At 53.0% G+C, this 26,253-nt stretch carries 28 protein-coding genes; 11 read left to right on the forward strand and 17 right to left on the reverse strand.

Features of this window, described 5'->3' with window-relative positions; translation table 11 throughout:
- Positions 1-54 precede the first annotated feature (54 nt).
- Entirely contained in the window at positions 55-843 is a 789-nt protein-coding gene (kdgR, locus tag E6C51_RS12255) for a DNA-binding transcriptional regulator KdgR (RefSeq protein WP_190236157.1), read from the forward strand.
- A 542-nt stretch (positions 844-1,385) separates the two neighbouring features.
- Here kdgR and E6C51_RS12260 read toward each other — a convergent pair.
- Positions 1,386-1,730 (reverse strand): hypothetical protein, encoded by a 345-nt coding sequence (locus E6C51_RS12260; protein ID WP_146935691.1) that lies wholly within the window; start codon positions 1,728-1,730, stop codon positions 1,386-1,388.
- A gap of 443 nt (positions 1,731-2,173) precedes the next feature.
- Here E6C51_RS12260 and E6C51_RS12265 point away from each other — a divergent pair, with 443 nt between their 5' ends.
- From E6C51_RS12265 to E6C51_RS12275, 3 genes are all read left to right on the forward strand, one after another.
- A complete protein-coding gene (locus E6C51_RS12265) occupies positions 2,174-2,914 on the forward strand; it encodes a hypothetical protein (RefSeq protein WP_190236158.1) in 741 nt (246 codons plus the stop codon).
- Positions 2,915-2,998: 84 nt separating this feature from the next.
- Positions 2,999-3,244 carry a type II toxin-antitoxin system ParD family antitoxin gene (locus E6C51_RS12270; RefSeq protein WP_146935695.1) on the forward strand — a complete coding sequence of 82 codons (246 nt, stop codon included), beginning with the start codon at positions 2,999-3,001 and terminating at the stop codon, positions 3,242-3,244.
- Entirely contained in the window at positions 3,231-3,551 is a 321-nt protein-coding gene (locus E6C51_RS12275) for a type II toxin-antitoxin system RelE/ParE family toxin (protein ID WP_190236159.1), read from the forward strand. The genes E6C51_RS12270 and E6C51_RS12275 overlap by 14 nt, the downstream gene beginning before the upstream one ends.
- 110 nt (positions 3,552-3,661) lie before the next feature.
- Here the strand turns inward: E6C51_RS12275 and E6C51_RS12280 are convergent, their stop codons facing one another.
- On the reverse strand, positions 3,662-4,411 hold the full coding sequence (locus E6C51_RS12280) for a Crp/Fnr family transcriptional regulator (protein WP_190236160.1): 750 nt from the start codon (positions 4,409-4,411) through the stop codon (positions 3,662-3,664).
- Between the two features lie 218 nt (positions 4,412-4,629).
- On the opposite strand from E6C51_RS12280, the gene E6C51_RS12285 reads away from it, so the two are divergent.
- Positions 4,630-4,998: a hypothetical protein gene (locus E6C51_RS12285; RefSeq protein WP_146935701.1), complete on the forward strand. Its 369-nt coding sequence runs from the start codon at positions 4,630-4,632 to the stop codon at positions 4,996-4,998.
- 359 nt (positions 4,999-5,357) lie between these two features.
- On the opposite strand, the gene E6C51_RS12290 is transcribed toward E6C51_RS12285, so the two are convergent.
- Entirely contained in the window at positions 5,358-5,921 is a 564-nt protein-coding gene (locus E6C51_RS12290; RefSeq protein WP_146935703.1) for a sigma-70 family RNA polymerase sigma factor, read from the reverse strand.
- On the reverse strand, positions 5,914-6,114 hold the full coding sequence (locus tag E6C51_RS12295) for a NepR family anti-sigma factor (RefSeq protein ID WP_146935705.1): 201 nt from the start codon (positions 6,112-6,114) through the stop codon (positions 5,914-5,916). Before E6C51_RS12295 ends, E6C51_RS12290 begins: the two co-directional genes overlap by 8 nt.
- Positions 6,115-6,428: 314 nt before the next feature.
- Here E6C51_RS12295 and E6C51_RS12300 point away from each other — a divergent pair, with 314 nt between their 5' ends.
- Positions 6,429-6,593, forward strand: coding sequence for a DUF1328 domain-containing protein (locus E6C51_RS12300; protein ID WP_190236161.1), 165 nt, complete (start codon positions 6,429-6,431; stop codon positions 6,591-6,593).
- Between the two features lie 260 nt (positions 6,594-6,853).
- Here the strand turns inward: E6C51_RS12300 and E6C51_RS12305 are convergent, their stop codons facing one another.
- From E6C51_RS12305 to E6C51_RS12335, 7 genes are all read right to left on the reverse strand, one after another.
- Entirely contained in the window at positions 6,854-7,096 is a 243-nt protein-coding gene (locus E6C51_RS12305) for a hypothetical protein (RefSeq protein ID WP_190236162.1), read from the reverse strand.
- 236 nt (positions 7,097-7,332) lie between these two features.
- The gene (locus E6C51_RS12310; protein WP_190236163.1) at positions 7,333-8,319 is read right to left on the reverse strand and encodes a zinc-binding metallopeptidase family protein; all 987 of its coding nucleotides are present in this window, start codon (positions 8,317-8,319) and stop codon (positions 7,333-7,335) included.
- A gap of 93 nt (positions 8,320-8,412) precedes the next feature.
- Positions 8,413-9,405 carry a sensor histidine kinase gene (locus tag E6C51_RS12315; RefSeq protein WP_190236164.1) on the reverse strand — a complete coding sequence of 331 codons (993 nt, stop codon included), beginning with the start codon at positions 9,403-9,405 and terminating at the stop codon, positions 8,413-8,415.
- Positions 9,406-9,570: 165 nt separating this feature from the next.
- The gene (locus E6C51_RS12320; RefSeq protein WP_146935711.1) at positions 9,571-10,365 is read right to left on the reverse strand and encodes a response regulator; all 795 of its coding nucleotides are present in this window, start codon (positions 10,363-10,365) and stop codon (positions 9,571-9,573) included.
- 180 nt (positions 10,366-10,545) lie between these two features.
- The gene (locus E6C51_RS12325) at positions 10,546-10,764 is read right to left on the reverse strand and encodes a hypothetical protein (RefSeq protein WP_230987255.1); all 219 of its coding nucleotides are present in this window, start codon (positions 10,762-10,764) and stop codon (positions 10,546-10,548) included.
- A 113-nt stretch (positions 10,765-10,877) separates the two neighbouring features.
- On the reverse strand, positions 10,878-11,312 hold the full coding sequence (locus E6C51_RS12330; protein WP_190236165.1) for a hypothetical protein: 435 nt from the start codon (positions 11,310-11,312) through the stop codon (positions 10,878-10,880).
- Between the two features lie 14 nt (positions 11,313-11,326).
- A complete protein-coding gene (locus E6C51_RS12335; protein WP_146935715.1) occupies positions 11,327-11,683 on the reverse strand; it encodes a DUF883 family protein in 357 nt (118 codons plus the stop codon).
- A 357-nt stretch (positions 11,684-12,040) separates the two neighbouring features.
- Between E6C51_RS12335 and E6C51_RS12340 the strand changes: the two genes are divergently transcribed.
- The gene (locus tag E6C51_RS12340; RefSeq protein ID WP_146935717.1) at positions 12,041-13,531 is read left to right on the forward strand and encodes a sensor histidine kinase; all 1,491 of its coding nucleotides are present in this window, start codon (positions 12,041-12,043) and stop codon (positions 13,529-13,531) included.
- Positions 13,528-13,965 (forward strand): response regulator, encoded by a 438-nt coding sequence (locus E6C51_RS12345; RefSeq protein WP_075639416.1) that lies wholly within the window; start codon positions 13,528-13,530, stop codon positions 13,963-13,965. Before E6C51_RS12340 ends, E6C51_RS12345 begins: the two co-directional genes overlap by 4 nt.
- Before the next feature lie 54 nt (positions 13,966-14,019).
- Here the strand turns inward: E6C51_RS12345 and E6C51_RS12350 are convergent, their stop codons facing one another.
- The 3 genes from E6C51_RS12350 to E6C51_RS12360 are packed head-to-tail and all read right to left on the reverse strand — an operon-like array spanning position 14,020 to position 16,854.
- Complete coding sequence (locus E6C51_RS12350; protein WP_190236166.1) at positions 14,020-15,300, reverse strand: TRAP transporter large permease; 1,281 nt, start codon at positions 15,298-15,300, stop codon at positions 14,020-14,022.
- Between the two features lie 4 nt (positions 15,301-15,304).
- Positions 15,305-15,844, reverse strand: a complete 540-nt coding sequence (locus tag E6C51_RS12355) for a TRAP transporter small permease (protein ID WP_190236167.1) — start codon at positions 15,842-15,844, stop codon at positions 15,305-15,307.
- Entirely contained in the window at positions 15,841-16,854 is a 1,014-nt protein-coding gene (locus E6C51_RS12360) for a TRAP transporter substrate-binding protein (RefSeq protein WP_146935721.1), read from the reverse strand. The genes E6C51_RS12355 and E6C51_RS12360 overlap by 4 nt, the downstream gene beginning before the upstream one ends.
- Positions 16,855-17,248: 394 nt before the next feature.
- Here E6C51_RS12360 and E6C51_RS12365 point away from each other — a divergent pair, with 394 nt between their 5' ends.
- The gene (locus E6C51_RS12365; RefSeq protein WP_190236168.1) at positions 17,249-17,758 is read left to right on the forward strand and encodes a MarR family winged helix-turn-helix transcriptional regulator; all 510 of its coding nucleotides are present in this window, start codon (positions 17,249-17,251) and stop codon (positions 17,756-17,758) included.
- 18 nt (positions 17,759-17,776) lie between these two features.
- On the opposite strand, the gene E6C51_RS12370 is transcribed toward E6C51_RS12365, so the two are convergent.
- Complete coding sequence (locus E6C51_RS12370) at positions 17,777-18,829, reverse strand: histidine kinase dimerization/phosphoacceptor domain -containing protein (protein WP_146935725.1); 1,053 nt, start codon at positions 18,827-18,829, stop codon at positions 17,777-17,779.
- Between the two features lie 469 nt (positions 18,830-19,298).
- On the opposite strand from E6C51_RS12370, the gene E6C51_RS12375 reads away from it, so the two are divergent.
- The gene (locus E6C51_RS12375; protein WP_210234999.1) at positions 19,299-21,218 is read left to right on the forward strand and encodes an FUSC family protein; all 1,920 of its coding nucleotides are present in this window, start codon (positions 19,299-19,301) and stop codon (positions 21,216-21,218) included.
- Here E6C51_RS12375 and E6C51_RS12380 read toward each other — a convergent pair.
- On the reverse strand, positions 21,215-24,766 hold the full coding sequence (locus E6C51_RS12380) for a molybdopterin cofactor-binding domain-containing protein (RefSeq protein WP_190236169.1): 3,552 nt from the start codon (positions 24,764-24,766) through the stop codon (positions 21,215-21,217). The genes E6C51_RS12375 and E6C51_RS12380 overlap by 4 nt on opposite strands.
- Positions 24,763-25,257, reverse strand: a complete 495-nt coding sequence (locus tag E6C51_RS12385) for a (2Fe-2S)-binding protein (RefSeq protein ID WP_407920803.1) — start codon at positions 25,255-25,257, stop codon at positions 24,763-24,765. The genes E6C51_RS12380 and E6C51_RS12385 overlap by 4 nt, the downstream gene beginning before the upstream one ends.
- 376 nt (positions 25,258-25,633) lie before the next feature.
- Between E6C51_RS12385 and E6C51_RS12390 the strand changes: the two genes are divergently transcribed.
- The gene (locus E6C51_RS12390; protein WP_190236170.1) at positions 25,634-26,251 is read left to right on the forward strand and encodes a nucleotidyltransferase family protein; all 618 of its coding nucleotides are present in this window, start codon (positions 25,634-25,636) and stop codon (positions 26,249-26,251) included.
- Positions 26,252-26,253 lie beyond the last annotated feature (2 nt).

Raw genomic sequence — 26,253 nt, forward strand, 5'->3', positions numbered from 1 at the left:
TTTTTTAATGGCACTATCCGAAACAGAAAATGGCTATTGGTATAAGAACGCCTCATGTCTGAGCACACACCCAAAACAGAGAATGTTGCTGCCGCCCTCAAGGTGTTCGCCGTCATGGAGGCCCTGGCGGAAGAAAAGCGCATGGGTCTGGCCGAGCTTGCCCAACGCGCCATGACATCCAAAACAACGGCCCATCGATTGGTGCAGACCATGGTTGAGCTCGGCTATGTCGAGCAAGATGCCGAGACGGAAAAATATGGTCTCACCTTGAAGCTCTTCAGTTTGGGTGCACGCTCGCTGTCTGAAAAATCAGATCTGATGCGGGTTGCCGATCAGGCTATGGGCGTGCTGTCGCGTGCCACCGGCGAGGCGATCAATCTCGGCATTCTCGATGATCGCGACCAACGGGTCGTTTATATCCACAAATATGAATCGGCCTATGGCCTGTCGATGAAATCGACACTGGGCCTGCGCAATCCGCTGCACAGCACCTCATTGGGAAAGGCCCTTCTGGCATGGCGCGACGACGATGAGTTGAAGGAGCGTATCGCAAAAATGGAGCTGACAAAACACGCGCCGAACACCATTACCGATCCCGCTGTGCTGCTTGAAGCCCTGCATCTCACGCGCGCGCGTGGTTTTTCTGAAGAGGTCGAAGAAAGTGAAGCGGGCGTGCGCTGCATGGCTGTGCCGATCTTCAATTATCTCGGAAAACCCATTGCTGCCATGTCGATTTCATTCCCGCTTTTTCGCTTTGATGAAGCACGAAAGCCAGATTATATCGATCTGCTTCTCTCCGCCAGCGCGCGGGCGTCGGCAGCCCTTGGCTATCAGGGCAGCTGAAGCGGCGGTATTCAGATAATCTGGCTCGTAAACAAGCGCTTAGAGCACTGCGCCGAGTCTGGTTGAAAACACTCGACACAGAAAAAGAAAGCCCCTCTTGAGGAGGGGCCAGACTGCTGACAAACCCTAAATTTATCCTCGACGTCATGCTCGGCCCTGTGCCGAGCATCTAACCACACTAATTTCATAAGCAAAGTCAATTGCTTATCCAGCCACGGCAGACCCTCGGGACAGGCCCGAGGGTGACGAAACGTCGAGCGAGAGGTTTGTCAATAAGCTGGCCCCTCTTGAGGAGGGGCTCAGACTGCTGACAAACCCTAAATTTATCCTCGACGTCATGCTCGGCCCTGTGCCGAGCATCTAACCACGCTAATTTCATAAGCAAAGTCAATTGCTTATCCAGCCACGGCAGACCCTCGGGGCAGGCCCGAGGGTGACGAAACGTCGAGCGAGAGGTTTGTCAATAAGCTGAGCCCCCCTTGAGGAGGGGCTTTTGAAGCTCAGAAACCTTTGCCTCGGATACTGTGGTTCGGATAATTTCCTCAGAATTCGATCTCAAGTCCGCTTTCGCAGAAATCGAACTTGGTTGGCTCCGCTTCGCTGTCATCGGCAAAGACCGCCTTGACCCATTGCGTGCAATTCTCGCTATTCGTGCTTTGGTCCCATACGAGCTTCGTCGTCGCACCTGGTTTGATGCCGCGCCCGATATCAAAATAGCCCCATTTCCGCTTGTTCTCGGATACCAGGATTTTGGTGATGGTCGTATTGGTAGAGTTTGTAACCTTGAAAGAGTACTCTTCCGCATGGGCGGCGGTGAAGTTTAGGCCGCTGCACATAAAGCTGAAGGAAATTGCGACAAGACTTGTGCGCACACCATTGAAAAACATAGATATCCCCCGATGATTCAAGTTTGCAGTGCTTATTGGCATTATACTTTGGATATGTCCATAGAGATGTTATGTGATTAAGACGATTTGGTGCCTTATTCACTGAGATATAGATATGATAAAATCATATTGTCATTTATATATGTGATTTAATCATATAGCATTTTTCATATGATTATTGAATGAATATTAATATTTTTATTAATTCTGAATCTATTTAAATATTTCGAATATCTCATGAGTTAATTTCTATTTAATCAAGAAAATACTTCGTCAGACTCTCCGAGTATTTGTATTGCCGCTCTATTATGAGTGTTGTTATCAATCGACTTTTTCGTGGTAGGGGATCTTTTGCAGCCGGATGGATTTCCGGTGGATCAATCAATGCAATGCTGTCATAGATTTGCTCCTGACCCGACTGGCCTGCTTGAGGAGAAATGCCTGTGTCTGAAACCATTGCCCTGGATATTGCCAAAGCCCTCCAAACCAATGGTTTGATCGAGGCGGACCGCTTGAATGGCCTGAGTGTCGCCCAAGCTTTTGATGTGCAAAAGGCGGTGATGAGCCAGCTCAAGCAATCGGCCACGACCTTTAAAATAGCGCTCAGAAAAGATGGTACAGCTGTGGGTGCTCCGATCTTCAGCAATCGCAGTGTCTCGAATAGTGAGGCCATTGCGATTTCCGATGCAGGCTATACCGGCATTGAGTTTGAACTTGCCGTCGTCTTGAAGAGCGACATCACCGCCTCCATGGCAGCCCATGGAGTAGACGGCATTTTGCCCGCCATTGAGCGCTTTATCTTTGGCTTTGAGATTTGTGCGACACGGTTTTCTGATCCGCAAGTGGCCGATGAAAACGCCCACTTGGCCGATAATATGTCCAACAGTGCATTTGTCGCGGGCAACGAAAACTGGGCTGGTGGTGTCGATATTGACGGAGCAGACCTGACGATCTCGGCCAATGGAGAGACGATATTTGCCGCTAAGGCAAAGCATCCCTTTGGCGGTGTCCTGGCGCCAATTCTTGCTTATGCCTTGGCGGATGACGATAAAATCGGCTTGTTGAAGGCTGGCAATATTGTCACGACGGGTTCTCTGTGCGGTCTTTTAAAAGCATCGCTTCCGGCGACCTTTGAAGCAAGCGTGAACGGGGCTTATAAATTGCGAGCCACACTCGATCGTTGATCGTTTTATGGCAAATATTGCCAACGAATTTGACAAATAATGCCATTCCTCGTTATTCTAAGGAGAATAACGAGGAGAATTGTCATGGCGACGATGAATGTTTCACTGCCTGATCCCATGAAATTATGGGTTGAGCGTCAGGCGAGCGGCGGACGTTATAGCAATACCAGCGATTATGTCCGTGATTTGATCCGTAAAGATCAGGAACGGCAAAACGCAATTTCGACCTTGCAAGCGGCCATTACCGAAGGCGTGGAAAGTGGTGACGCCGAACCCTTTGACGCCAGTGCTTTCAAGTTGAAAATGCGCGAGCGTCATGTCGTCCGCTGATCCGTTGCGCGTCCAGCTCTCGCCAAAAGCGCTGGAAGATCTTGAAGATATCTGGCGGTACACGGCTGAAACATGGTCGATAGAGCAGGCCGACACCTATGTGGATGCTCTATCCCACGTTTTTAATATCATTGCTGCTATGCCCACAATGGCGCGCGAGCGGCTGGAGTTTGATCCTCCCGTGCGTATTCACGTTCATCAAAACCATTTGATTGTTTACACGGCTTACGACGATCATATCAATGTGCTGCGTCTTCTGGGTGGCAAACAGGATTGGCGCGCGATCTTGCGTGCTGTCGCCGATTGAAAATACGACAGCACCTTGCGCCATATCTGGTGCCCGGCGCTGTCGAATTTTCAGGAAAACTGTGGAATCCGGTTTTCCAGAAAAAACAAAGGACTAGCGCCTGTGAGGCTTTAAATATAGGGTCGTTCCTGTCGTGAAAGAGGGTCCCACTTTGCCAGTTCGGCCAGGGCTTTGGGCCTCAGCACTTCACAGCCGCGATCACGCCAGCGGATGAACTGCAACGTAGCCAGCTTTTTCAGCGTCTTGTTGGTATGAACAATGGAAAGGCCAAGCGTATCGGCAACCATATTTTGGGTTACGGGTAGAAACGCGCTGCTTTCGCAGGCAATTCCTGCTCTCACGGCTCTATGATGCAGGAAGGCCATCAGATAGGCAGCACGCTCAAGGGCAGTGCGCCGCCCGACACTGAGAAGATGCTCGTCCAGAATGCTCTCTTCGCGTGATGCCAGCCATGTGATGTCAAAAGCGATACCGGGATGTTTCTCGAAAAGAGAAAACATGCGGCTGCGCTCAAAGACGCAAAGCCTCATGGGGGTGAGCGCATCGACGCTATGGTCCATGTGTTCCAACATTGCGCCCTGAAGGCCGATCATGTCGCCCGGCAGCACGTAATTGAGGATTTGGCGTCGCCCATCTTCCAGTGTTTTGTAGCGAAAACCCCAGCCCTCTAAAATCGTGTAGAGATGGGGGCTATGGGCACCCTCCTCTATAACAGTCATGCCCGGTTCGCAGCTTAATTCACCAGACTTGAACGAGGCGATAAAGTTCTCCTCATTGGTCGTGTGGGGCCGAAAAGCATTGATTGTCTTCAAGGGACAGCTTGAGCATTTTGTTGGCGAAGCGATGATGCGGGAATCCATAAAATTTCTCCTTCGCGGGGCCGTATCCCTTATTAAAAATGAAAAAAGTGGGCATTTCGTTCCTTAAAAGCGCTTGGAACATGTCTTTTTTAAATGACAGTTGCGGCCGTGACTGATCTTTTCACGCCCTTGGAGAGCATTATTGAGCCTCCCCCACCCCGGACCGGCCCGGACCGGTTTGTCCGATGACACCGATCGGCGGCATAGGAGTAATATGTTTGAATGGGTTTGTTCCCCGCATTCTGATTGCGGACAATAACTATATGATTGGTCTCGAAGCGCAGCGGATCCTCACGGAAACGCGGCCTTGTGCTGTTGAAATCTGCCGTCGCGATGATCTCGCGCAGGCGCTCGCCGCCTCATTTGATCTGGTTTTTGTCGATGCAGCTCCCACAGCGGCGGAGCAAGTAAGTCAGGCGGAAATTGTGCGTACCCACCGTGCGGGACTGGTGTTCATGCACACGGGTCAATTGCTGGATCACGAACGAGTGCAAGGTGATGTTCTGGCGGTGTTTGAAAAGCCGTTCTATGAGCAAGCCATTCGCGATTTCATGACAGAGTTGAATTTCAACTCAAGCGAGGTGTAATGCCAAGAGTCATTGAAAATGACTTTTGGTATTCCTTTTGCAAATATCTCAAGCGTCTGATGCATTTGAGATATTTGCAATGTCTTCAAGGCGAGGATGCTCTCGCATCTTCGAGCCTTGGTGTAACAAGAGAGTCATTGAACCCAAAATCGCGATCGGTTTTGGGTTCAATCGAGATGATATAAAGTAGACATCTTGCTATCAGAAGGTGTCGCACGATGTCATATTCGGTTCAGACCAAACCAGATACATTGCGGGTTGCTTCGGCAGACCGATTTGTTTTTAAAACCCCTCAATTGTTACCTTCCAGGAAGATTTCACAGTGGAAGGTTCATGAGGGCAAAGAGAGGCGGGATCAATTACGATAGGGCTGACGGCCTGATGACGGCCGCAGTGTGAGCATCAGGGCCAAAATCGCCCTCGCCATCAATACCAAGCAGTTCTTGCAGCCGAGCGCGTGCCCGATTGATTCGGCTTTTGATTGTTCCAACGGCGCAGTTGCAGATTTCTGCGGCTTCATCGTAGCTGAAGCCCGATGCAGACACGAGAATGATCGCTTCGCGCTGGTCGTCGGACAATTCAGCAAGGGCCTTTTTGAAATCTTCCATATCCATCGCGCCGTGCTGGCTCGGCTGGACGGCCATTTGCGATGTGTAAATATCGTCTGGGTCGCCAATCTCGCGTCCGCGCTTGCGCATCTGCGAGTAAAATTCGTTGCGAAGAATGGTAAAAAGCCATGCTTTAATATTGGTGCCGGGCTCGAAACTACTTTGTTTGGCCCACGCCTTCATGATGGTCTCTTGCAACAGATCGTCTGCTCGATCAGGGACGCCTGACAGCGACAATGCAAACGCACGCAGACTTGGAATGCTCGCCAAAAGAAGTCGTTTGAAATCGTGATCGCTCGGAGCTGTATCAGTCATCGGATTTCTTCCTTGCCGCGGCACTCGCTTTTTCGGCCTGGTCCAATTTATCCAATAGCATCAACAAATTATCAGGTACGGCTTCCTGCTCCAGCTCCTGATAAAATTTTCTAAGCTGTTTCGAAATGCCGTCGTTCTGACCGGCTTGCGATGGCGGCGATCCTTGATTACTGTTGTCTACTGTATTGTTCATCGTCACTGCTTTCTAACATAGCTTTTCACGAAAACGCGGATCGGCCATTTAAGTTCCGTGGTTTGTAAAAATTGCGTTTCTGTCCTTGATTTTTTCCAACCAACCTTCTTGTTGTCTGGTGCTGTGGCAGCTCTGATCAGATATGGCACACAAAGGATGCTTCAACATTTTAAAAATGCTGCAAAAAATACTTCAGAAACGGCCTGCGGTTTTTTCAATATTATAGATGCATTCGTTTCGAAATAAATCATGTTCTGTCGGAACAATCATCTATCGATGGCGTTTATCTCCCAGAAAACAAGAGGAGAGACGTCATGCTTTACTATTCACTCGTATTTCTTGTTGTAGCCCTGATTGCCGCAGCCCTTGGCTTCGGGGGCATCGCAGGTGCATCTGTCGGAATTGCAAAAATTCTATTCTTCATCTTCATCGCGTTGTTTATCATTTCCTTGGTGTTTGGTGGTTTCCGCCGAACTTAAGATTTGAAGATACAGACGTGTGATGAATAAACACCGCGGCTTGATTGTCGCGGTGTTTTCTCGATACTATAATTGAACAATCTTTATGTGTATTGCGAGATACGAGTTTGTCAGGGAAAAGTGGAATCCGGTTTTCCCGGATAAACAAATGAAAACAAGGAAAGCGACAGTCTGTTTGGATAAATTGAATCTGAAACAGGCTTCATATTTTTTCTGTGTCTAAAATATCGTTTATTCAGAACAATAAAGCGCGACATGCTTTAGAAGAAAGCCCTGCCCCTTGAAGGCGTGAGAGTTTCACCTTCCAGCCGGGATGGGCTCGTGGTTTCAACGTCGCGCTTGATGTCGATGCGAGGTCTTTTCGCCAATAAATCACCGTTGACAGAATTGCACTCGCCATAAATTTTAAATCCGGGGACGGTGACTTTGCGTATCTCATCCTCCCGCTGCGCAGCACAGGCCATTGCACTGTCATAGGATATAACCCGGACGGGTTCGCTCACGCAGGTTGTCCCGCTTGCCGGGCAAGCGATAAGCACAAGAACCGCTGCAAAATTCCCCATAATATGCCCCATCCTTGGTCCCGAACCGAAATGTAAAGATCGGCTCGTGGATTGCCCCGCTGCTAAAGCAGAAATTGACAACACCGTGCCTTTAAATTTGCACTGTGTTCAAACGCTTTGAGAGAAACAAAATAGAAGGGGTTTTGTTCCTGAATTTTGCCGTGTTTTCGCCATTTTTATGGCTGGCGGATGAGATCATGGATGAAGCGCAGCTTGTTGATGACCGGATCAGTTAGCACAAACGGATAGAGATCCGGCTGCCCCATAGCCCGATTGAGCGCGTTAACGGAGACGGTCAGCGGAATCCAAATCTTGATCATCTCATCAAACGGCATATCTGCATCTGATCCGTCAATCCTTGCCAACCCATGAGAAATCGCCGTCTCAAGGCTATCGGCAATATGCAGATAATGCGCCCAGCTTTCTGCAAAGTCCTCGTGTGGGTGGCTGGACGCATAGGCACTGATAAACTGCTCCTGCCAGTTGGGGGCAGGCCCATTGGCATAATAGGTTTTCAAGGCCTGTTGATAGTCGTCACGTTCGTCGCCGAACATTGCTCTGGCCTGATCAACCTGACCTTTCTTTTCAACCAGTTGTTTCCAATAATAATGGCCCGATTCATGGCGGTAATGTCCCAGCAGCGTGCGAATAGGTTCGCAAAATGCGTTGCGCCGCGCTTCGCGTTCCGAGCCGTCGGCCTCGGCGACATCAATGGTGATGAGACCATTGCTGTGCCCAGTCATAATGGAATCTTTGGGGTCATCTGACCAATCCGCCAGCAATTCAAAGGCCAACCCATTTTCCGGGTCTTGAATGCGTGAAACAATCGGCAACCCGAGATGGAAAACTCCGTAGAGAAAATACCGTTTGGCGGCCTCCAGCCGCCGCCAACGCTCAAGATTGGCCTCATCCGACAGGTCTGGCACCATGCTGCTCAGCCGACAGGAGAAGCAATAGGGTGAGCCATCCGTTTCATTTACCAGCCAGTTACATCCGCCTTTTTCGGCGTTTGCGCAAACCAGAAAGCCAGCAGGTGGCGCATCCTGATAGGCCACCATCTCTGCGCGGGATGGTATGTAACCGAGTGATCGCGCGCAGGCCACGCAACTAAAGCTGTCGAAGAAAACCGGATTTTCACAGCCGGTGCAATGGAATAGCTTCATGATGTCCTCTTTCCCAGCGCGAAGCACACCGCTGATCTCGACAGATCCGGTGTTTCGCGCCGCACAATGCCATAAACGGGAAGTCTTCCTGGGCTATTCGCTCACGTCGACAGGGAATTTCAGATCGTAGAAAATGCCACGATGATCAATTGAGTAAATGGCTTGACCGTTGACCGAAACAGGCACGACCTTTTCCAGGACCGTGCTGCCAAACCGGGCTTTCAGTTGTTGGTCGGCAGCCTGCGATGCGTCTGGCAGATCTTCTTCCCATCCCACATTGATGTACGGTTTGCCATCAACCTGCTCCAGATGACAGGACACGCGAATGGACCCGGCAACGTCCAGCCCTCCGCCATAATTGATTGAATTGACAATCAATTCATGCAGGGCCAATCCGATATGCATCGCGGCATTGGGAGACAGCAGGATATTCTGCCCCGACATTTTAATTTGGGCGACTTTGCCTGGATTGCTGAGCTCAAGCTGCGCGTTCAGCAGGTCCATAAAGCCAACGCCGCGCCACTCTGACTCCGTGACAATATCCTGCGCTTTGGAGAGAGCGTAGAGCCGTCCCCGGAATTTTTGCAGGAAATTATCAAGCGTTCCAGAAAAGCGCGCTGTTTGCGAGGCAATTCCCTGCACAACGGCGAGAAGGTTTTTGGAGCGGTGGCTCACCTCCATCAACAACATCCGCAAGGCGCGTTCGCGCCGCCGCTCTTCTGTCTTGTCTTCAATGGACATGATGGAGTAGAGGCCATGTCCGGGTATAGACACTTTGCGACAGCGAAATTCAAAGACGCCCTTTTCGGCAAGGTCAATCTCAAGCGTGGCATGATCGCCCGCCTTGAGAAGTTTGCTTCGCAAATTCAACAGGCGGTCGGCAATCGCTTCGCCAAAAATCGCAATATCGGTTGGTGGATTATCGGAGTCTGTTCGCCATATCGCGGGAAGGCCAGTGATACACATGCACCGACCCGCGTCATTATAAAGCAAATAGCAGGCACCCAGATCGATCAACGCATGAATAAAGAAATCGCGTGAAACCGCTTCAATTTCTCCTGGCTCGACCCATGAAAATCTCCGCACCTGATCATTCTCCGATTTTCAGTCATTCCAGTTTTATCGCCGTCGGAACGGCGCACATCGTAGGCGAAATGGCTGGCACAACAAGGCTCTATCAGGACGTAGGGTCAAACTCTCATCCTGATAAACGTTTCTTCTGCGGCCTTTTCTAGTCTTCGTGATGAGCAATCACGCAAGTTCCTTTTGCCGGACATTGAAAAACAAAGCCTGACTGATCAGCGCTTTGACCATGTCGGGGTTAAACGGCTTGGTGACCAGAAACGCTGGTTCAGGGCGCTGACCTGTCAAAAGCCGTTCTGGAAATGCGGTAATGAAGATCACTGGAATAGTATCCACACTCAGAATGTCGTTTACCGCGTCAATGCCGGAGCTTCCATCTGCAAGTTGAATATCTGCCAAAATCATCTTCGGCTGGGTTGCGTTAAACAGCTTCACAGCTTCGGCATGGGTCCGCGCGATGCCCGTCACACGATGGCCCATGCTTTCCACCATCTGCTCAATGTCCATCGCAATCAGAGGCTCATCCTCAATGATCATGATCTCGGTTGCCACCTGCTCGGCAATCTGGCGGGATGCTTCATCGATCAGAGCAGAGAAATCATCCTCGCCGACGCCGAGAATCTCTGCCGCTTCACTGGGAGAAAAGCCTTCCAGAGAGACAAGAAGAAACGCAATCCGCTCGGTTTTGGGCAAATTCAAAAGGTTGTCTGCTGCGCGCCGCTCCCAGGCGAAGGGCGATTCCTGCGGCGTAACAACCACATCGAGACGATCGAAAATCTGGGCAAAAAGTTTGTAGACCGCAATTTTATCATTGGCTGCGGTTGGAAAAATGGACAGATCGGCAATCAACGCCTCTAGCGCCGCCGCCACATAAGCATCGCCTGAAGATTGTGAACCGGTAACGGCACGGGCAAAGCGCCGCAGATAAGGAAGATGAGCTGCAACACGCGCTGTCAACGACATTAATACTCTCCAGTCTTTCTATTTTTAAGGCGCAATTGCCCCACTCGATCATAACGAGTTGCATTCAAAAAAGTTCCGCCGTCGAGACATTTTTTTCTATATTTTTTTAATGCAGAATTACCTCATGTTTTGCGCTCAAGCGGGTGCTTAAAGCTCACCCCACCGTCCGGGTTTACGGGCTTATAATTTGGCACCAAGGTCTGCGAGAGCTTTTTCAATATTGCGCAATGTGTCATTAAGGCCATCATCGTCAATCATAGGGCTTTCGGAAGCCGTTCGCTGTTCTGCGCGACCGTGCTCATAAAGACCCTTCAAGGCTTCAATCTTTTCTCCTCTTGTCAGATTTTCATCGTTGAGGAGATCCTGCATGCGGGTTGGAAGATCGTCTACGGTTTCCATTGGCTGCTCCTTTCATCTCCACGCATTGGGAGAAAAACCAACCTTTAAATGCGATTTCGAGGGTGGCACCATGTCTTCGGCGCGTCTTTTCACGCATTGCTTCTTTTAAAGCTTCATTTGGATTTGGCACTTTTCGTCACGGCAAAGGCGGCGAGCGCCACGCATGCCAGCGTCAAAACAGGCTTGTTGCGCACCAGTTCGGGCAAGATGCCAAGCGCTGTTTCTGCCAATTGTAATTCCGGTGACACGCTGGCGCGCAGTCTCTGTATCTCCAGTTGGCGTCGTTCAGCCCGCCGGTTCAGAAGGCTGGTCACGCCCCAAGCGAGCAGGCAAAGTATAAGTGAGCCTGCCGCAATCGCCATGCTGGCGTTGACCGGGCCGTAGATATTGGCAACAGCAAACCATGCCGCAACCACCAGCGCGACATAGGCGGTTACCATGAAGAGCACGATCAAGGCTCCTCCTGCCGCATTGCGTTGGACTGCCCGTGCTTGTGGCACGATACGTCCCATCAGTGCGGATAGAATGTGACCGGCGGCATCGCCCATAATAACTCTCCAGCTTAGCGGCGTGACGACAGCAGTGCAGCAATAAAGCCAATTCCGGCTGCTATACCCACGGACGCAAGCGGATTGCGACGAATCTGTGCTTCAAGGTCGCTTTCAGCGGCGACAATACGATCCTTGATGTCGGATGCAGCAGCAGAAGACCGCTGAGAGATTTCCTCTGCAATGGACCGCGCCTGTTGCTGTGCTTCGTCGAGCTTGCCATTGCTGAAACTGGCGACGATTTTCGTCAGCGCCGCAATCTCGGCACTCAGCTTTTCGAGCTGCTGTTCAACATCGGCCGAATTTGCGTAGTCGATTTTCTTGGCATCGTTTGCTTGCGAAGTTGATGCTTCGGGCTTGAGAGCAGCCATGACTGTTTCCTTTTCGCTATGTCAAACTGAGTTATTGTCCAATAACGTGGGGTGTAGAGTTTTGTTCCCTAGCCTTTTGCGAGGGCTTTTGGGTGTCTCGACATGAATCAACCATGCTGTAGAAAGAGCGGGAACTTTGTGTACTTGGCCGCGTTGAGGGGCTGTTGTGATTGTGTCATGCAAGATATGGACGGTTCGTTAGAGTAATCCCTTGCGCTAAATCAATCCGTGTTTTGATCTTGCCCCGTTTGATCTTGCCCTGTTTGATGTTGGGAGAAATCAAAAAGGCAATGATGATGATGGGCTTTCGTTCGGAGTATTCTCCGGGAACCTGATGTGAATTGGACGCATGACATTATGAAGATAAAAAGAAAGTTTATCCATTCATCTCTTCTGATGGTGGTTGCGGGCATCTCCCTTCTTTTGGCGATTGTTGGATCTACGCTCGTCTTGATCAGCAATACGCGCGATTCATTTGATGTTCTGGTCAATGAACGTGCGGTGCGCAGTGCCGCCGCCGATCTTTTTAGTCTTATACAGGATGCAGAAAGTGGGCAGCGCGGATACCTGCTCACCAATGACGCTAAATTCCTCAGCCCTTACAAGGAAGCAACGAAGGATGTGGCAGCGGCAGTTGATAATCTCGTTGCGCTGACAGCAAAACGCCCCAAGTATAAAGCCCTGGTCGACCCCATTCCTTCGCAGACAAACGCCAAACTCAACGAGTTGGCGACAACCTTGACCTTGGCCGCCGACGGCAAAAAGGCAGAGGCCATGGCGATTGTGCGTGATGGGCATGGCCAGAATTTGATGAACACTCTGCGCGCGCAGTTGCAGGCGATTATTGACCTGTCTGATGCCAATATCCATGCCAGCATCAATCAGCAGGTCACTGGATCAGATCAGATGAAATGGATCATGATTGGTGCTGCGGTGGCCATCATTGTCATTTTGGCCATTTCGATTTTGACGATTCGGCAATATATACACTCGATCAATGAGGCGCGCGAGGAAGTACAGAAGTTCAATACAGCGCTGGAAATGCGGGTAGAAGAGCGCACACAGGATCTGGTGCGCGCCAATCAGGAAGTGCAGCGCTTTGCCTATATCGTTACCCATGATCTGCGCGCGCCGCTGGTCAACATCATGGGCTTTACCACGGAGTTGGAAAACTCCCTGACGATGATGCAAAACTATGTGCTGGCCGATGGCGCACCGCTGAGCCAGGATGATATTGCCCGTGCCCGTGAAGCGGCAGCAGAGGACGTGCCGGAGGCCCTGCGCTTTATCCGTTCCTCGACATCGAAAATGGACGGGTTGATCAACGCGATCTTGAAAATTTCACGCGATGGTCGCAGGCAGTTGAAGCCTGAAATGGTTGATATCCGTGCGATTGCCGAAAACAGCGTCAACAGCTTGAAGCATCTCATTGATGCCGCCGATGGCGAGGTGCAAATCTCCCCTTCCCCGCTGCATGCTGTTAATGATCGCCTGTCTCTTGAGCAAATCTTTACCAACCTGGTGGATAATGCCATCAAATACCGTTCCCCTCAGCGGCCATTGAAGATAAGTGTGACCACAAAACGGGCGGGCGGATTTATTGAAGCAACCGTTGAAGACAACGGGCGCGGAATAGCTGAGGCCGATCATGAGCGGGTGTTTGAACTTTTCCGCCGGGCCGGCCAGCAAAACCAGACCGGTGATGGTATAGGATTGGCACATGTCAGGTCTTTGGCGCGCAATCTCGGCGGCGATATTTCTGTTCGCTCCGAGCTTGGCAAGGGATCGGCATTCACACTCACGGTGCCCGCAGATTTATCGGTCGTCCTAAGGAGAGTTGGCGTATGAAGGCGAGCGGAAAAGAAGTCACGATCGTGATGATCGAAGATGATGAGGGCCATGCGCGCCTCATCGAAAAGAATGTTCGGCGCGCTGGCGTCAACAATGAGATCATCCCCTTTACAGATGGCGGCTCCGCGCTGGATTTTATCCTGGGCGAAGATCGCAGCGGCGTTGTGTCCATTGATCGCTATCTGCTGGTGTTGCTGGATTTGAACCTGCCCGATATGCAAGGCACGGAAATCCTTGATCTTTTGAAGACCAATCCCCACACCAAGCGTTTGCCGATTGTTATTCTCACCACCACGGATGATGAGATGGAAATCCAGCGCTGCTACGATCTGGGCGCCAATGTCTACATCACCAAACCGGTGGATTATGATGGCTTTGCTAATGCCATCCGCCAATTGGGCATGTTTATTTCCGTGATGCAGGTTCCTTGATCACGCGGGCGGGCAATCACCTGCCCGCTACGAACCCGCGATCCGGGCCGGCGCTCACGTCAACAGCAGCGCCATGCCTGGAAGCAGGATCAGTAAACCGATTCGCAGGATGTCCATCAAGACAAATGGTGCAAGGCCTTTGAAAATCGTGCGCAGCGAGACATCCTGAACCACGGCTTTGAGCACAAAGGCATTCATGCCCACCGGCGGCGTGATCAGGCTGACCTCTGTGACCATGACAATAAAGATACCAAACCAGATAAGGTTGATACCATGCGCTTCGGCGATGGGGTAAAACACCGGCACGGTCAGCATGATCATCGACAGGCTTTCCAGCACGCAGCCAAGCAGCAGATAGATCACCAGAATAACAAGGATCAGGCTGATGCGGCTTTCACCGAAGGTGCCGATGAAGGTCTGAATATCCTGTGTCATGCCGGACATATTGACGTAATTGGTGAAGGTGAGCGCACCAAACAGAATGAAAAACATCATGGCCGAGGTTTTCATCGTCTCATACAGAACGTCAAATAGGCCTTTGAGGCTGAACTTGCCCAGTAAAATCGTTAGCAGGAAAGCGCCCCCCGCTCCCATGCCTGCACTCTCGGTTGGGGTGAACACGCCGAGGTAAATGCCGCCCATAACAAAAGCGAACAGCAAGATTGCCCCGGCTGAGCCCTTCAATGCCCGCACACGCTGCATCAGCGGCAGTTTCGGCTCGGTCGGCAAAGTACCTTTGTAGAAAAATAGCGAAATACGAACGGCAATGATATAGCCGGTCACCCCGACAATGCCGGGGATGATGCCGGCCAGAAACAGCTTGCCAATATCCTGCTGTGTCATGATGCCGTAAAACACCAAAATTACTGAGGGCGGTATCAAAATACCCAGAGTGCCGCCCGCCGCAATCGTCGCCATGGCCAGATGATCGGGATAGCCGAACCGGCGCATAGAGGGCAGAGATATGCGCGCCATGGTCGCGGCTGTCGCCATCGACGATCCGCAGACGGATGAAAAGGCACCGCAGGCCAACACGGTTGCGGTGGCAAGACCGCCTCTTCGGTGGCGCAGCCAGGCATAGGCGGCGTTATACAATTCCTCGGCAATGCCGGATTGCACCACGAAATATCCCATGATCAAAAACAGCGGCAAGACCGACAAGGAGTAATCCCGGCCATAATCAAAAAACACCGTGGCCACCAAGGAAAGGGCCGGTGTCATGCCGATGATGGAGGCCACCCCGACCAGTCCCACAGCCGTCATCGCAAAGGCAATGGGCACACCGGTCAACAGCAGGGTGAGCAAAATTGCAATGCCAACAGGCCAATGCTGCATCGACTTAACCTTTGATGGAGGAATGAGATGGCGCGAGGAAGGAAGCCATGAGTGAGGCCGCTGCACTGGCAAAAGTACAGAGCGCGCAGAAATAGCCAATCGGGGCAATTGGCAGGCGCAATGTCGTGGTGACATCGCCGTAAGCCCCAATCTGGCTGGCATGGAGCCAGATTTGCCAGCCAATCAGGGCGAGAATAACGGTGTTGATGATGCCGATGAGGGCGAGACGCCAGCGTTCAGACCATTTCGGCAGATGGTCGCTTAGCACGTCCACGGTCACATGGCCATTTTCAAGCGTCACGGCAGGCAAGCCCATAAAGATGAGCGAGACCAGCAACAGCTCGGTCAATTCGCCAGCCCCCCGCAAGGGGCTGTTGAAAGCGTAGCGACCAATCACGTCGACAATGGTCATGGCCATCATCACGAGAAGAAGAATGCCGCCTAAAAGCGCCATTATCCGTTGCAACCATATCACCGCTTTGCTTTTCACCGGCCTTGGTGCTGCCGAGGCGAGGTCTTCCGGCAATCTGTCTTGCGATATCATTTTGAAGCCGTAGCCAGTTCCGACATGAACAGAGCGTGGGCGGCCTTGCCGTCAATGCCGGTTTTCGACACGGCCTCGATCTGGGCATCAATGGCAGGCTGGAGCGCTTTTTTCCAAGCCGTCAGCTGTTCATCCGTGGCGGGGGAGATTTTAATCTTGCCCTTCATGGCTTCCAGCCCTTTGGCATCGGCGCGATCCCACATTTGCCCGGCCATGCGTGCAAGTGCCTCGCCAGTGACGCTGTCAATTTCGGCCTGCTGCTTTGGCGTCAGGCTGCGCCATTTTGCCTTGTTCATGACAATGAAAAACGAGGTATTGTACAGGCCGCCCGGTACGGTAATAGCCTCATTCAATTCAGGGATCAGCTTGAAAGAATTGACCGATTCAAACGGAAACAGAATGCCGTCGGCAACGCCCTGGCTCAAAAGCTCATAGGCCTTGGACGATGGCCCTTCAACAGGAACCGCTCCCAATTGGGCAACGATCTGGTTGACAAAGCCACCGCCGGTGCGAAGCTTTTGTCCTTTCAGCACATCCACGGCTGTGACGTCGCCTTTTTTCAAAAAGATTTCGCCAGGCCCATGGGTGAAGACAGCCAGGACTTTGACCTTGTCATACTCCCCAGCCTTAAAGAGCATTTTCTCATAGGTGCGCCAGTAGGCCACCGAAATGGCTTCAGAGCTATTGCCCAAAAACGGCAGTTCAGCAAGATTGGTGGTCTTGAAGCGTCCGGCATTATAGCCCTGCACCCCAAAGGTGATATCGGCCACGCCATTGGCCGCCAGATCAAACTGCGCAGGTGGCGGCCCCAAGGGGGCTGGCAACATGCTGGCCGTGACTTCGCCGCCAGTCACCTCGGAGATTTTCTGTGCCATGGGCACAATAACCTCGGAAACGAGAGGATGTGACGGCGGCAGCCAATTGGCAATTGTCAGCTTTGTTTGTGCAAAAGTGGCAGATGCAAAGCTGAGAGCGGCGGCGGCCGTGATGGCAAACAAGGTCTTTTTCATTGTGATCCCTTCTGGCGTTGTTATGGCGCAAGCCCCTCTTGATGGGGGTTTTCTATGCAGTATCGTACACGCTGTCGATCTCTGCCGGAGTTCATTGCTATTTGTATTTTAGATGAATATTACTGCTTTCCCCTGATCCGTAAACAGAAATAAATTGATAAATTCATATTTCTTCCGCAATCATCATTTTGCAACCCAAAGCAAAAAATCAGCGGGAGTGTCCCCAGGTTGGCTCTTGACCGGTTTAACGAAGATGATTACCGCGTAAGGCCCAGAAAGTGGTCAGGTTCTCTACAGCGCCTCTCACCATATATGGCGCACAAAGGCTCAAAGTAGCTCTTTAAATCTGTTGCATAATTCCTTAAATCGATTCCGATTTAAGGAATTATGCAGTATGTCGCGATTGAGCCTCTCATCCGGGATTACCGACAAGCCAAACAGCGAGACAGCCTTGAACGCCAAACACACAAGTACGACGCACTTCAAGAGAAACTGGCCTTTCTACTGGATCAGCCGGGTCAATGCGCGCTACGTTCAGATTCTCGATGCGCGTTTGAAACCCATCGGCATTGATGTGCCGAGGTGGCGTGTGCTGATGTCACTCTATGAAGACACCTATCTGTCGATCTCGGAAATTGCTGAATTTTCGACGATGCGGCTTAATACCACCACCAAGGTGGTGCAGAGAATGATCGCGGATGGCCAATTGGTAACCCGCGTGCGGCCCTCAGATGCCCGTGTCACCGAAGCATGTTTGACGGCGGAAGGTGATCGTCTGCGGGCGCTTGCATTCATAGAGGCAAAAGAGGTGTTCGAGGTTAGCTTTCAAGACGTCAGCGAAGAAGAAATGGCCGTTCTCAATACAATCCTTGGCAAAGTGTTTGATAAGCTCAACACATTGTAAGGGCCGCAGAAAAGCGTTTTATCCCGTCGCGTCGGGGACAGCAAGGCTGACCATGACTTCGGCGACGGCACCTCGTTCACGCGATGGATAATGGATGCCGCTGCCAATCGCATCCGCCATGGATTTGATGATTCTGTGGCCAAGCCCGGTGGAGGTTGCGTTTTTATGTTCGCTCGCCAGTCCAACGCCTTGATCTTCCACGGCAAGTTTGGCTAGCCCCTTGTCGTGCTGTTTGAAACTCACATGGATCTTGCCAGCCGTTCCTTCCGGATAGGCATATTTCAGGGCGTTGGTCACCAATTCGCTGACAATCATTCCCGCAGAGACGGCTTTATCGGCTGGCAGTTCAATCGGATCAGCATCAAGCACAATCTCAATCAGGTTTTTCCCCGTATCGATTGTGCTGGAAATATCCTTGATCAGGGCATCAAGATAGCGATCCATTGCGACATCATTGACATGCTCCGATGTGTAGAGGCTGCGATGCATACCGGCAATTGCCGATATACGGCTTTGTGTTTCGGTCAAGGCTTGTCGCAACTGTTCGTTATCGGTGGCCCCCGCCTGGAGGCGCAAAAGACTTGCAACCAGCGCCAGACTGTTGGCCACTCTATGGTTCATTTCCGCTAGCAGCGTTTCTGCACGCTCTTTGCCACGGCGAATTTCTTCATCCGCCTGCTGTTTTTCCTGCCGCAGGCGTGCCGTGCTCACGGTCTGGCGAATGGCGTCTTCCAGAAGATCGAAAAAATCCTCATCCACGCTTTTGATGACATAGTCGGCGGCCCCAGCCTTGATTGCGTCGATCGCCACCCGCGCCTCATTTGAGCCAGTGATGTAGATAACGGGCACATCAATCTGGGATGTGCGCATTTGCTCAAGAACGTCGTGGCCGGTGGTGTTTTCGAGATAGTGATCAAGAATCACAACATCAAAAGGCTCTTGCTGCAAAAGCAACAGGGCGGCCTGGGCATCACTATCGTGGCGGACAACACAATTGCGGCGGCCAAGCTTTTTCTTCACCAATTGGGCCAGAGCCAAGTCATCATCAATATGCAGGATACGCAGATCCATGGCCGTCCCTTTGATAAAATCCCATGCCCCAAAGCCATCGCAGTGCAGCGAACAATAAGTCTTTGCGCTAAATGCTTACAATTTCTATTGTTTAAAGCATAGCGGCAAAAATTAGGCACGCACACTTTCCCACATGGATAAAGTTGAGAATCCCGTTCTATGCAACTGTGGCATTTTATGCAAACCTGCAACTTTAGGCACTTGTAACCCGACTTTGGGCGAAAATGGACACTCTCAGCCCGCGTTTGTGCCAAAGTCATGATGCGGTGATCGGCGATAATGCGCAGTTGCCATGCGAAAATCGATATGGTTGGTTTGCTCGATTATGTGCTAGCCCGCCCCCTGAAGAAACCGAATTTGAAGAAACAGAATTTGGCGAAACGAATTTGACGATGGAATCACCCAGCCGATTCAATCGACAGGTTCGTCCAATGGGTTGCGACAAAGCCATGCACGCGGCAACACGCGGTTGAGACTGTTGGTTGCTGGTGCGGGCTACGGCAATATGGGTGCCTTGAGGTGGAACAGGGAAGACATGCAAGACCTGCGCGATCATAATTCGGGTGTTGGCAAACATTCCAGCCTGCCTGTCACCCTGCGCCGCATGGCGCGGTGGCTGGAATTGCGCTCCTTTGGGCTGACGCCCGAGCATTTTACGCTGGCCGAGGCAAGGCGCGCAGCGGTGGCGGTGGCGGTGCCTCTTGTGCTGGTGGTTGGCTCTGGCCAATATCATATGGGCTGGGCCATTTTTGCATCCTTCTGGACGTGTCTTTGCGATAGTCCGGGATCTGACAAGCAGCGCCGTTTCCAACTGTTGCTCTTTGCGCTGTGTGGAACCCTGATCGCGTTTGGGGGGGCGTGGGTTGCCTCGCTTGGCTATCCGGTGCCGCTGATTGCCGGTCCGTTGCTGGTGTTTGCCTCTGTGCTTTTGCCTTCAAGGCTTCCGCATTCCGGCATGGTATCAACGCTTCTGGCTGTGGTCAGTGTTGTTGCTGTTGGCTTTCCCAAACCCTTGGTGCCTGCCGCTGTGCAAGCGCTGGCCTTTCTGGGGGGAAGCCTTTGGGCCTTTGTGCTGATCACCTGGTTGATGCGCATTGATCCGTGGCTGCCTGTTCGCCAGTCGGCAAGCGCTGTACTGATGCGGCTGACGGATATGGTCAGCGACCTCGTGGTGACGGCGGATCGTCCTCATCGGGATTATCAATGGCATCCCGATCATGCGACCCATAGACGTTCTGTGCGGATGGCCATTGAGCGTTTGCGTCTGTTGATGGTCCGCTATCAGGGCGCGTCTGCAAAACAGTTTCGGCCCTTTGCCACATTGCATCACTCCAGCGAGACCATTTTCAGTGCCTTGATTGCGCTGGATCACGCCTTCATTGTTAAAAAAGGTCGCTCAGAAGATCGAATCGCCTGTGCATTTGCCATCTTGGATGCGCTGAACGCCAGTCGCGCGGCGCTGAAAAAATGGTCAGCAAGCGAACCGGTGTTCATCAAGGCGCTGGAGCGACTGCATCAGGCAAGTGTCGCCATGCAGGATGAAACGCTGAAGGGTTGTCTTTTGGCTGTCGAGCAGGCCTTGCGCCGCACCATGCTGCCATTTGAGCAGCCTCAGGCTGTCTTGAGCTTTACGCATAGCGCCCATGAAGGTGTCATGCCGCTTAATGTTGCTTTTCGCCATGCGCTTCGGCAGGCAACAGCCGTGCTGGCGGTCTATTATGTCGCGCTTATTTTCAGCTTCGGCTATCCCTATTGGGCCACCATGGCGGTTGTGGTTGTATTGCAAGGGGCGGCGCGGTTCACATGGACCCGGGGCGTGGAGCGGATTTTGGGCAGTTCACTGGGCGGTATTCTCACGCTTGGCTTTTTGCATTTTGTTGATCAGCCATTGATTCTGGCGCTGATTGTTGTGCCGCTGGCTGGTCTGACTATTGCGCTGCGCAGTGTCAATTACACCGTGTTCGTCCTCTTTTTGACGATGCTGTTTATTATGGTCACCGAGATGCTGCAATCCGGTGCCGGTGTTGCCTCTGCGCGTATTGTTGACAACACGGTTGGCAGTTTGACTGCCCTTGTCGCCATTCTCGTGCTGTGGCCGGATTTTGGCTCACCCTTGTCGGCATTGATTCAGGAAGGGTTGAGAGCCAATCAGGCCTATCTTGACGCGGTTGAAAGCGGTGCAGATCTTCAAACCATCATCAAGGCCCGACGGGCTGCGGGCCTTGCCAGTACGGCTGCCGAAGTCGCCATCCACGATCTTGGCGGCCTCTTGCGTCGTTTTAACCGGGTGTCCGAAGAGGATGGCGCAGCCCTTCGCGATCTTCGCCTGCTTGCAGGCGAAGCGGCAGGAGCGTGGCATCGTCGTCTTCAACAAAATGACAAGCCTTAATGCGTTGACGCTTTCACGCGGGTAAGGGCTGCATCCAGATCATGCCATGCAGGTTTGTCGGGGGCGTAGCGGGCGCGCAGATAGCTGGCCAGATTCTTGATCTGGCTATCGGTGAATTGATCGCGAAAACCGGGCATGGACATCACTTCCGGAGCTTGTCGCCCGGTGGTTTCGGCAAGAATGGCGGGAGCCTCAACACCGTGGAAAATCGACTGCAACAGATTGTCGGGGCTTGATGCGTGCAGGTTGGTGTTGAGCGCCAAAGACGGCAAAAGAGCACTTTGCTCATGGCATGCGGCACAGGCTCCCTCGAAAAGCCGTTGTCCTTGGGGTGCAGCGCGAAGCGCCTCGGTTTTGGCGGCCGAGCTGGCGGCAATCACTGCGTCATGGGCGTCAGTTGCGTCTTTGGGCGCGCTATTACCACTCAGGCTGGCAAGATAGGTGGCCATGGCGGCAATGTCGCTATCAGGCAGCGGTTGCATAGCCGTAATGACCTGCGCCATTGGCCCGCTGGCGCTGCCATGCTGGCTGGAATGGCCTGTGCGGAGATAGTCGTAATAGGCCTCTTTCGTCCAATGTACAGGGCTGACTGCGGCACCGTTAAGCGCAGGCGCGTGCCAACCATCGGCATAGCCGCCGGAGAGATGGGCGGTCCCGGTTTTTTCCGCGCCCAAGCTGTTGCGTTCGGTATGGCAGGCAGAACAATGGCCCAATGTTTCGACCAGATAGGCCCCACGGTTCCATGCGGCATCATGGCTTGCATCGAAGGCAAAGGGCTTTGCGTCCAAAAATAGGGCGTTCCAAACGGCCATCATCGGGCGCAGATTGAAGGGAAAGCGCAAATTTGCCTTCGGTGATACCTGCGCCGCCGGTGCTTCGCTCATCAAATAGGCATAGAGGGCCTGAAGGTCTGCGTCTTCCGCGCCCGCAAAAGACGTGTAGGGGTGGACCGGGTAAAGATGATGGCCATCACGGCTGACACCTTCACGCATGGCGCGCTCAAATGCCGGGTAGGACCAGGCACCGATGCCGGTTTTCACATCCGGCGTGATGTTGGTGGCATAGATCGCACCGAACGGCGTTTCAAATTTGCGCCCACCGGCAAAAGCGTGGCCATCAGCTCCACTATGACAGACATTGCAGGCCCCGGCGGCCGCCGCCAGCCTGCCGCGCTCAATGGTGGCGGCACTAAAGACATTGCCGTCTGGAGGCGAAATTTGTGCAATGGCCGCCCGCCAGGGGGAGGCTAAAGTCATCACGCCTGCTATGGCTGCGGCAACGCCTGTAAGGGCGAGACCCAAACCTGCAAAGCCCCATCCCTTTCGCTTTTTCGGGCGCACAGCGGCGGGAGCGGATGTGTCGCCTTGCAGGCCTTTGAGGATCATTTCCGGCGTCAGCGGCAATTCGCGAAAGCGAATGCCGGTGGCATCATAGACCGCATTGGCAATGGCGGCCGCACTGGGCACGGAGGCAGATTCACCAACCCCCAGCGGCGGCTCATCTGGCCTGGGCACCATGAGCACATCAATGTCCGGTACCTCTGGAAAGCTCAGGAGCGGATACCCGCCCCATTCCTTGGAGGTGACCGCGGTGGATGAAAAATCAACTTTTTCCTTCAAGACCCGGCTGGTGGATTGCACGATATTGCCGTGAATCTGATGACGCACCCCATCGGGATTGATCATCAGGCCAGAATCCTGACCGCAGGTCACCTTGGTGACGGTAATTTCTCCGGTTTTGGTGTTGACGGCTACATCCGCAACCCAAGCGGCCCATGCCGCCGCAGTCCCCGGAAAGGGGCCATGGACATAGACGGCATAGGCAAAGCCGCGCCCGTAAACAAGGTCACCCTCGCCGCCCAGCGTGCCAAAGGTGGTGTGGGGAACCCATCCTGCCCGCTCGGTCACGGCATGGACGAGATCAATGGCGCGCGGGTCTTTTAAATAACGCAGACGATATTCGATCGGGTCCACGCCTGCGGCTGACGCCAACTCATCCATATAGCATTCGTGGGCAAAGGTGTTGGGCATGGCCGACACACCACGAAACCATGAAGCCCGCGCCATTGGCGGCATGTCATGCACGGTCACACGCAAATTGCCAAAGCCATAGGGCGGAATGGCTGTGCGATCGCCCATTTGGGCAATATTGGCCACCGGCGGTATGGTTCCCGTCAGCAACAGGGCCAGTGTTGGGGCAAGATTGGAGGGATAGCGTGTTTCGAAATCATACCCCAAAGGGCCGCCTTCAAGATCAAGCCCGCCACGCACATCCATAATCTGGGCAGCCCCCTTTGGCTCCCAGAGATGCTCTTGCTCTCTGCTTAGTTGCACGCGCACGGGTGCTCCAACCGCGCGGGACAACAGGGCGGCATCGGCGGTGACATCATCAGCGCAATTGCGGCCATAGCAGCCTGCCGCCTCCAGCCGCTCTATGGTGATTTTCTCCTGCGGCATATCCAACAACTGGGCCAGATCTCGCTGCATTGGAAAGGGATTTTGGGTGCCGGACCAAACCGTCAAACCCTCGTCTCGATAATCAGCCACCGCACAGGAAGGGCCAATCGAGCCATGCATCTGATAGGGCCAGACATAGGTGCGGTTCATCGCCTGTGTTCCGCCTGCAAGAGCGAGATCGATATTGCCTTTGTCGGCCAAGATACGCGGCGTGGAAGGATTGTTGCGAAGGGCGATCTCAGGCCTATTCAAATCAGGCTGTGGTGGCGGATCGCGCCAAATGACAGCAAGGCAATTGGCCGCCGCAATGGCATTTTCCTCGCGGGTTGCGACCACGCCGACAAAATCGCCCTGCACCACCACGCCAATGAGGCCGGGAATATGAGAAACGGAAGCCTCATCCACCGAGATCAGGCTGTTGCCAATCATGTCGCCGTGGTCAAATCCGGCATAGGGCGGGCGCACCACCCGGCCATGCAGCATGCCCGGCACACGCACATCATGCACATAGGTCCATGCCCCTGTGGCTTTGGCCGGAATATCCACCCGTGGCGTGGCTGTGCCCACCAGCCGGTAGCTGGATGGCGGCTTGAGCGGTACCGTTACATCAATCGGAAGATCAATTTCCGCGCCAGCAATCAGCTCTCCCAGACTGATGTGCCAATTTTCCGGGCCAGATGCTTGAAAAATACCATCCTCAATGCCCAGCTTTTCTTTATCAACCCCAAGCCTGCTTGCTGCCTTTGCCAGCAGATAGGCGCGGGCTGTGGCGCAAGCCTGGCGCAGAGGAATGGCGGTGACCTGAATGGTTTCACTGGCGATGGTTGCCCCCTGATCGGGGCCGGTTCTGGTGCTGCCCAGCACCATGGTCACCTGATCAAAACGAACATCCAGCTCTTCGGCGACAATTTGTGCAAGAGCGGTGCGAATGCCGGTTCCAAGATCAACATGACCGTTATAGGCCAGCACCTGTCCGCCTGCATCAATGCTGAGAAACGGGCGGCGGTGGCCATCAAGGCTATGGATGGTGAGGGTTCCAGCCTTGCCTGCGTCAGTCTGGCCCTCGTCAGTCTTGCCTGCGTCAGCCGTCATGGTTTCACCTCCTCTGTCAGCGATTGGGCATAGCCAAGGGCGCGGCGGGCGGCGGCGAGAATTTCGATATGGGTGCCGCAGCGACAGAGGTTGTGGCGCAGGGCTTCGCGTATTTCGGCCTCGCTTGCGCCGGGGTTTTGCATCGCAAGCGCTGCAATCGCGATAATCATGCCATTCAGGCAATAGCCGCATTGCGCGGCAGCTTCCTCGATAAAGGCCTTTTGAACAAAATGCAGCGTGCCACCGCTTGCCAGCCCTTCCAGAGTGATCACCGGCCGTTTTGCAGCAGTCTGAAGGGGCACACGACAGGAGCGCACGGCGCGTCCATCCATCAAAACGGCGCAGGCACCACATTCGCCCAAGCCACAGCCGTATTTGGGGCCGTTCAGCGCCAGATCGTTGCGCAATATATAAAGAAGCGGTGTTGTGGGATCGGCATCGACGGTGTGGAGCGCGCCGTTGACTTGAATTTCAACCGGTGCCATCACCATGCCGCTGCCCTGTGGGCAAGGTTGCTGCGGTCGGTGCCGGGCAATTTGAGATCGCGAGAGCGCGATCCGAGATGTAGCAGGACTCCAATGCGCATCAACGCCGCCTCCCTTAAGCCAGCATGTCCCGAATGATAAAATGTTCCCTTGGCGTTTTTCGCCTTATAGTGACAATTGAAAGCAAACAGCATGCCAGGCGCATATCGTAATAAAAAGCGTATACTCTTGTTTATCGCGGTGCCATTGCCGTTCGCTTTTCCATTGCAAAGAGCAGGATCGGCTATTCTGATCAAAAAACAAGTGAAAAATCAGCGGGTGCTTTTTTATCATTGCGCCAACTAAAGAGAGCACTCTTGTTATCGAATTGAAGGCGTGAGGAATGACGACAGTTGCAATTGTTGTGTTGGCAGCCGGAAAATCGAGCCGCATGGGCTCTCATCCCATGGGCCAAAGTCATAAGCTGCTGGCCCGGTTTGATGGAGTACCATTGATACGGCGTGTGGTCTCAGCGGGCCTCGAAACACAGGCAGGGTCAGTGACGGTCGTTACCGGCTATCGTCATGCCGACATCGCGGCCTGTCTGGAGGACTTGCCAATTCACCTGTGCCTCAATGCTGCCTATGAGAGCGGCATGGCGAGCTCGATTAGGGCTGCGATAAGCCAGCCGCATGTGAGCGCTGCCGATGGAGTGCTCATTTTGCTTGCAGATATGCCGGGGATTACGACGGACCACATGGATCAGTTGATTGCGGCCTTTCAACAGGCAGGTGGCGGGTTGGTTGTGCGGGCAAAGGCCGATGGTCAAAGCGGCAATCCGGTTCTATTGCCCAGCATCCTTTATCCATCAGTTTTAGCGCTCAAGGGAGACCGAGGCGCGAAATCCGTGATTGAAACCTCCGGCTTGGCGGTGGTGGATGTCGAGATTGGTTGGCCTGCCCTCACAGATGTCGATACACCCGCCGACCTTGACGTGGCAGGCGGGGTGCTTGAGCCATGAGG

Origin of the sequence: Gillisella terrae (assembly GCF_004801395.1) — a bacterium.
GTDB lineage: Bacteria > Pseudomonadota > Alphaproteobacteria > Rhizobiales > Rhizobiaceae > Allorhizobium > Allorhizobium terrae.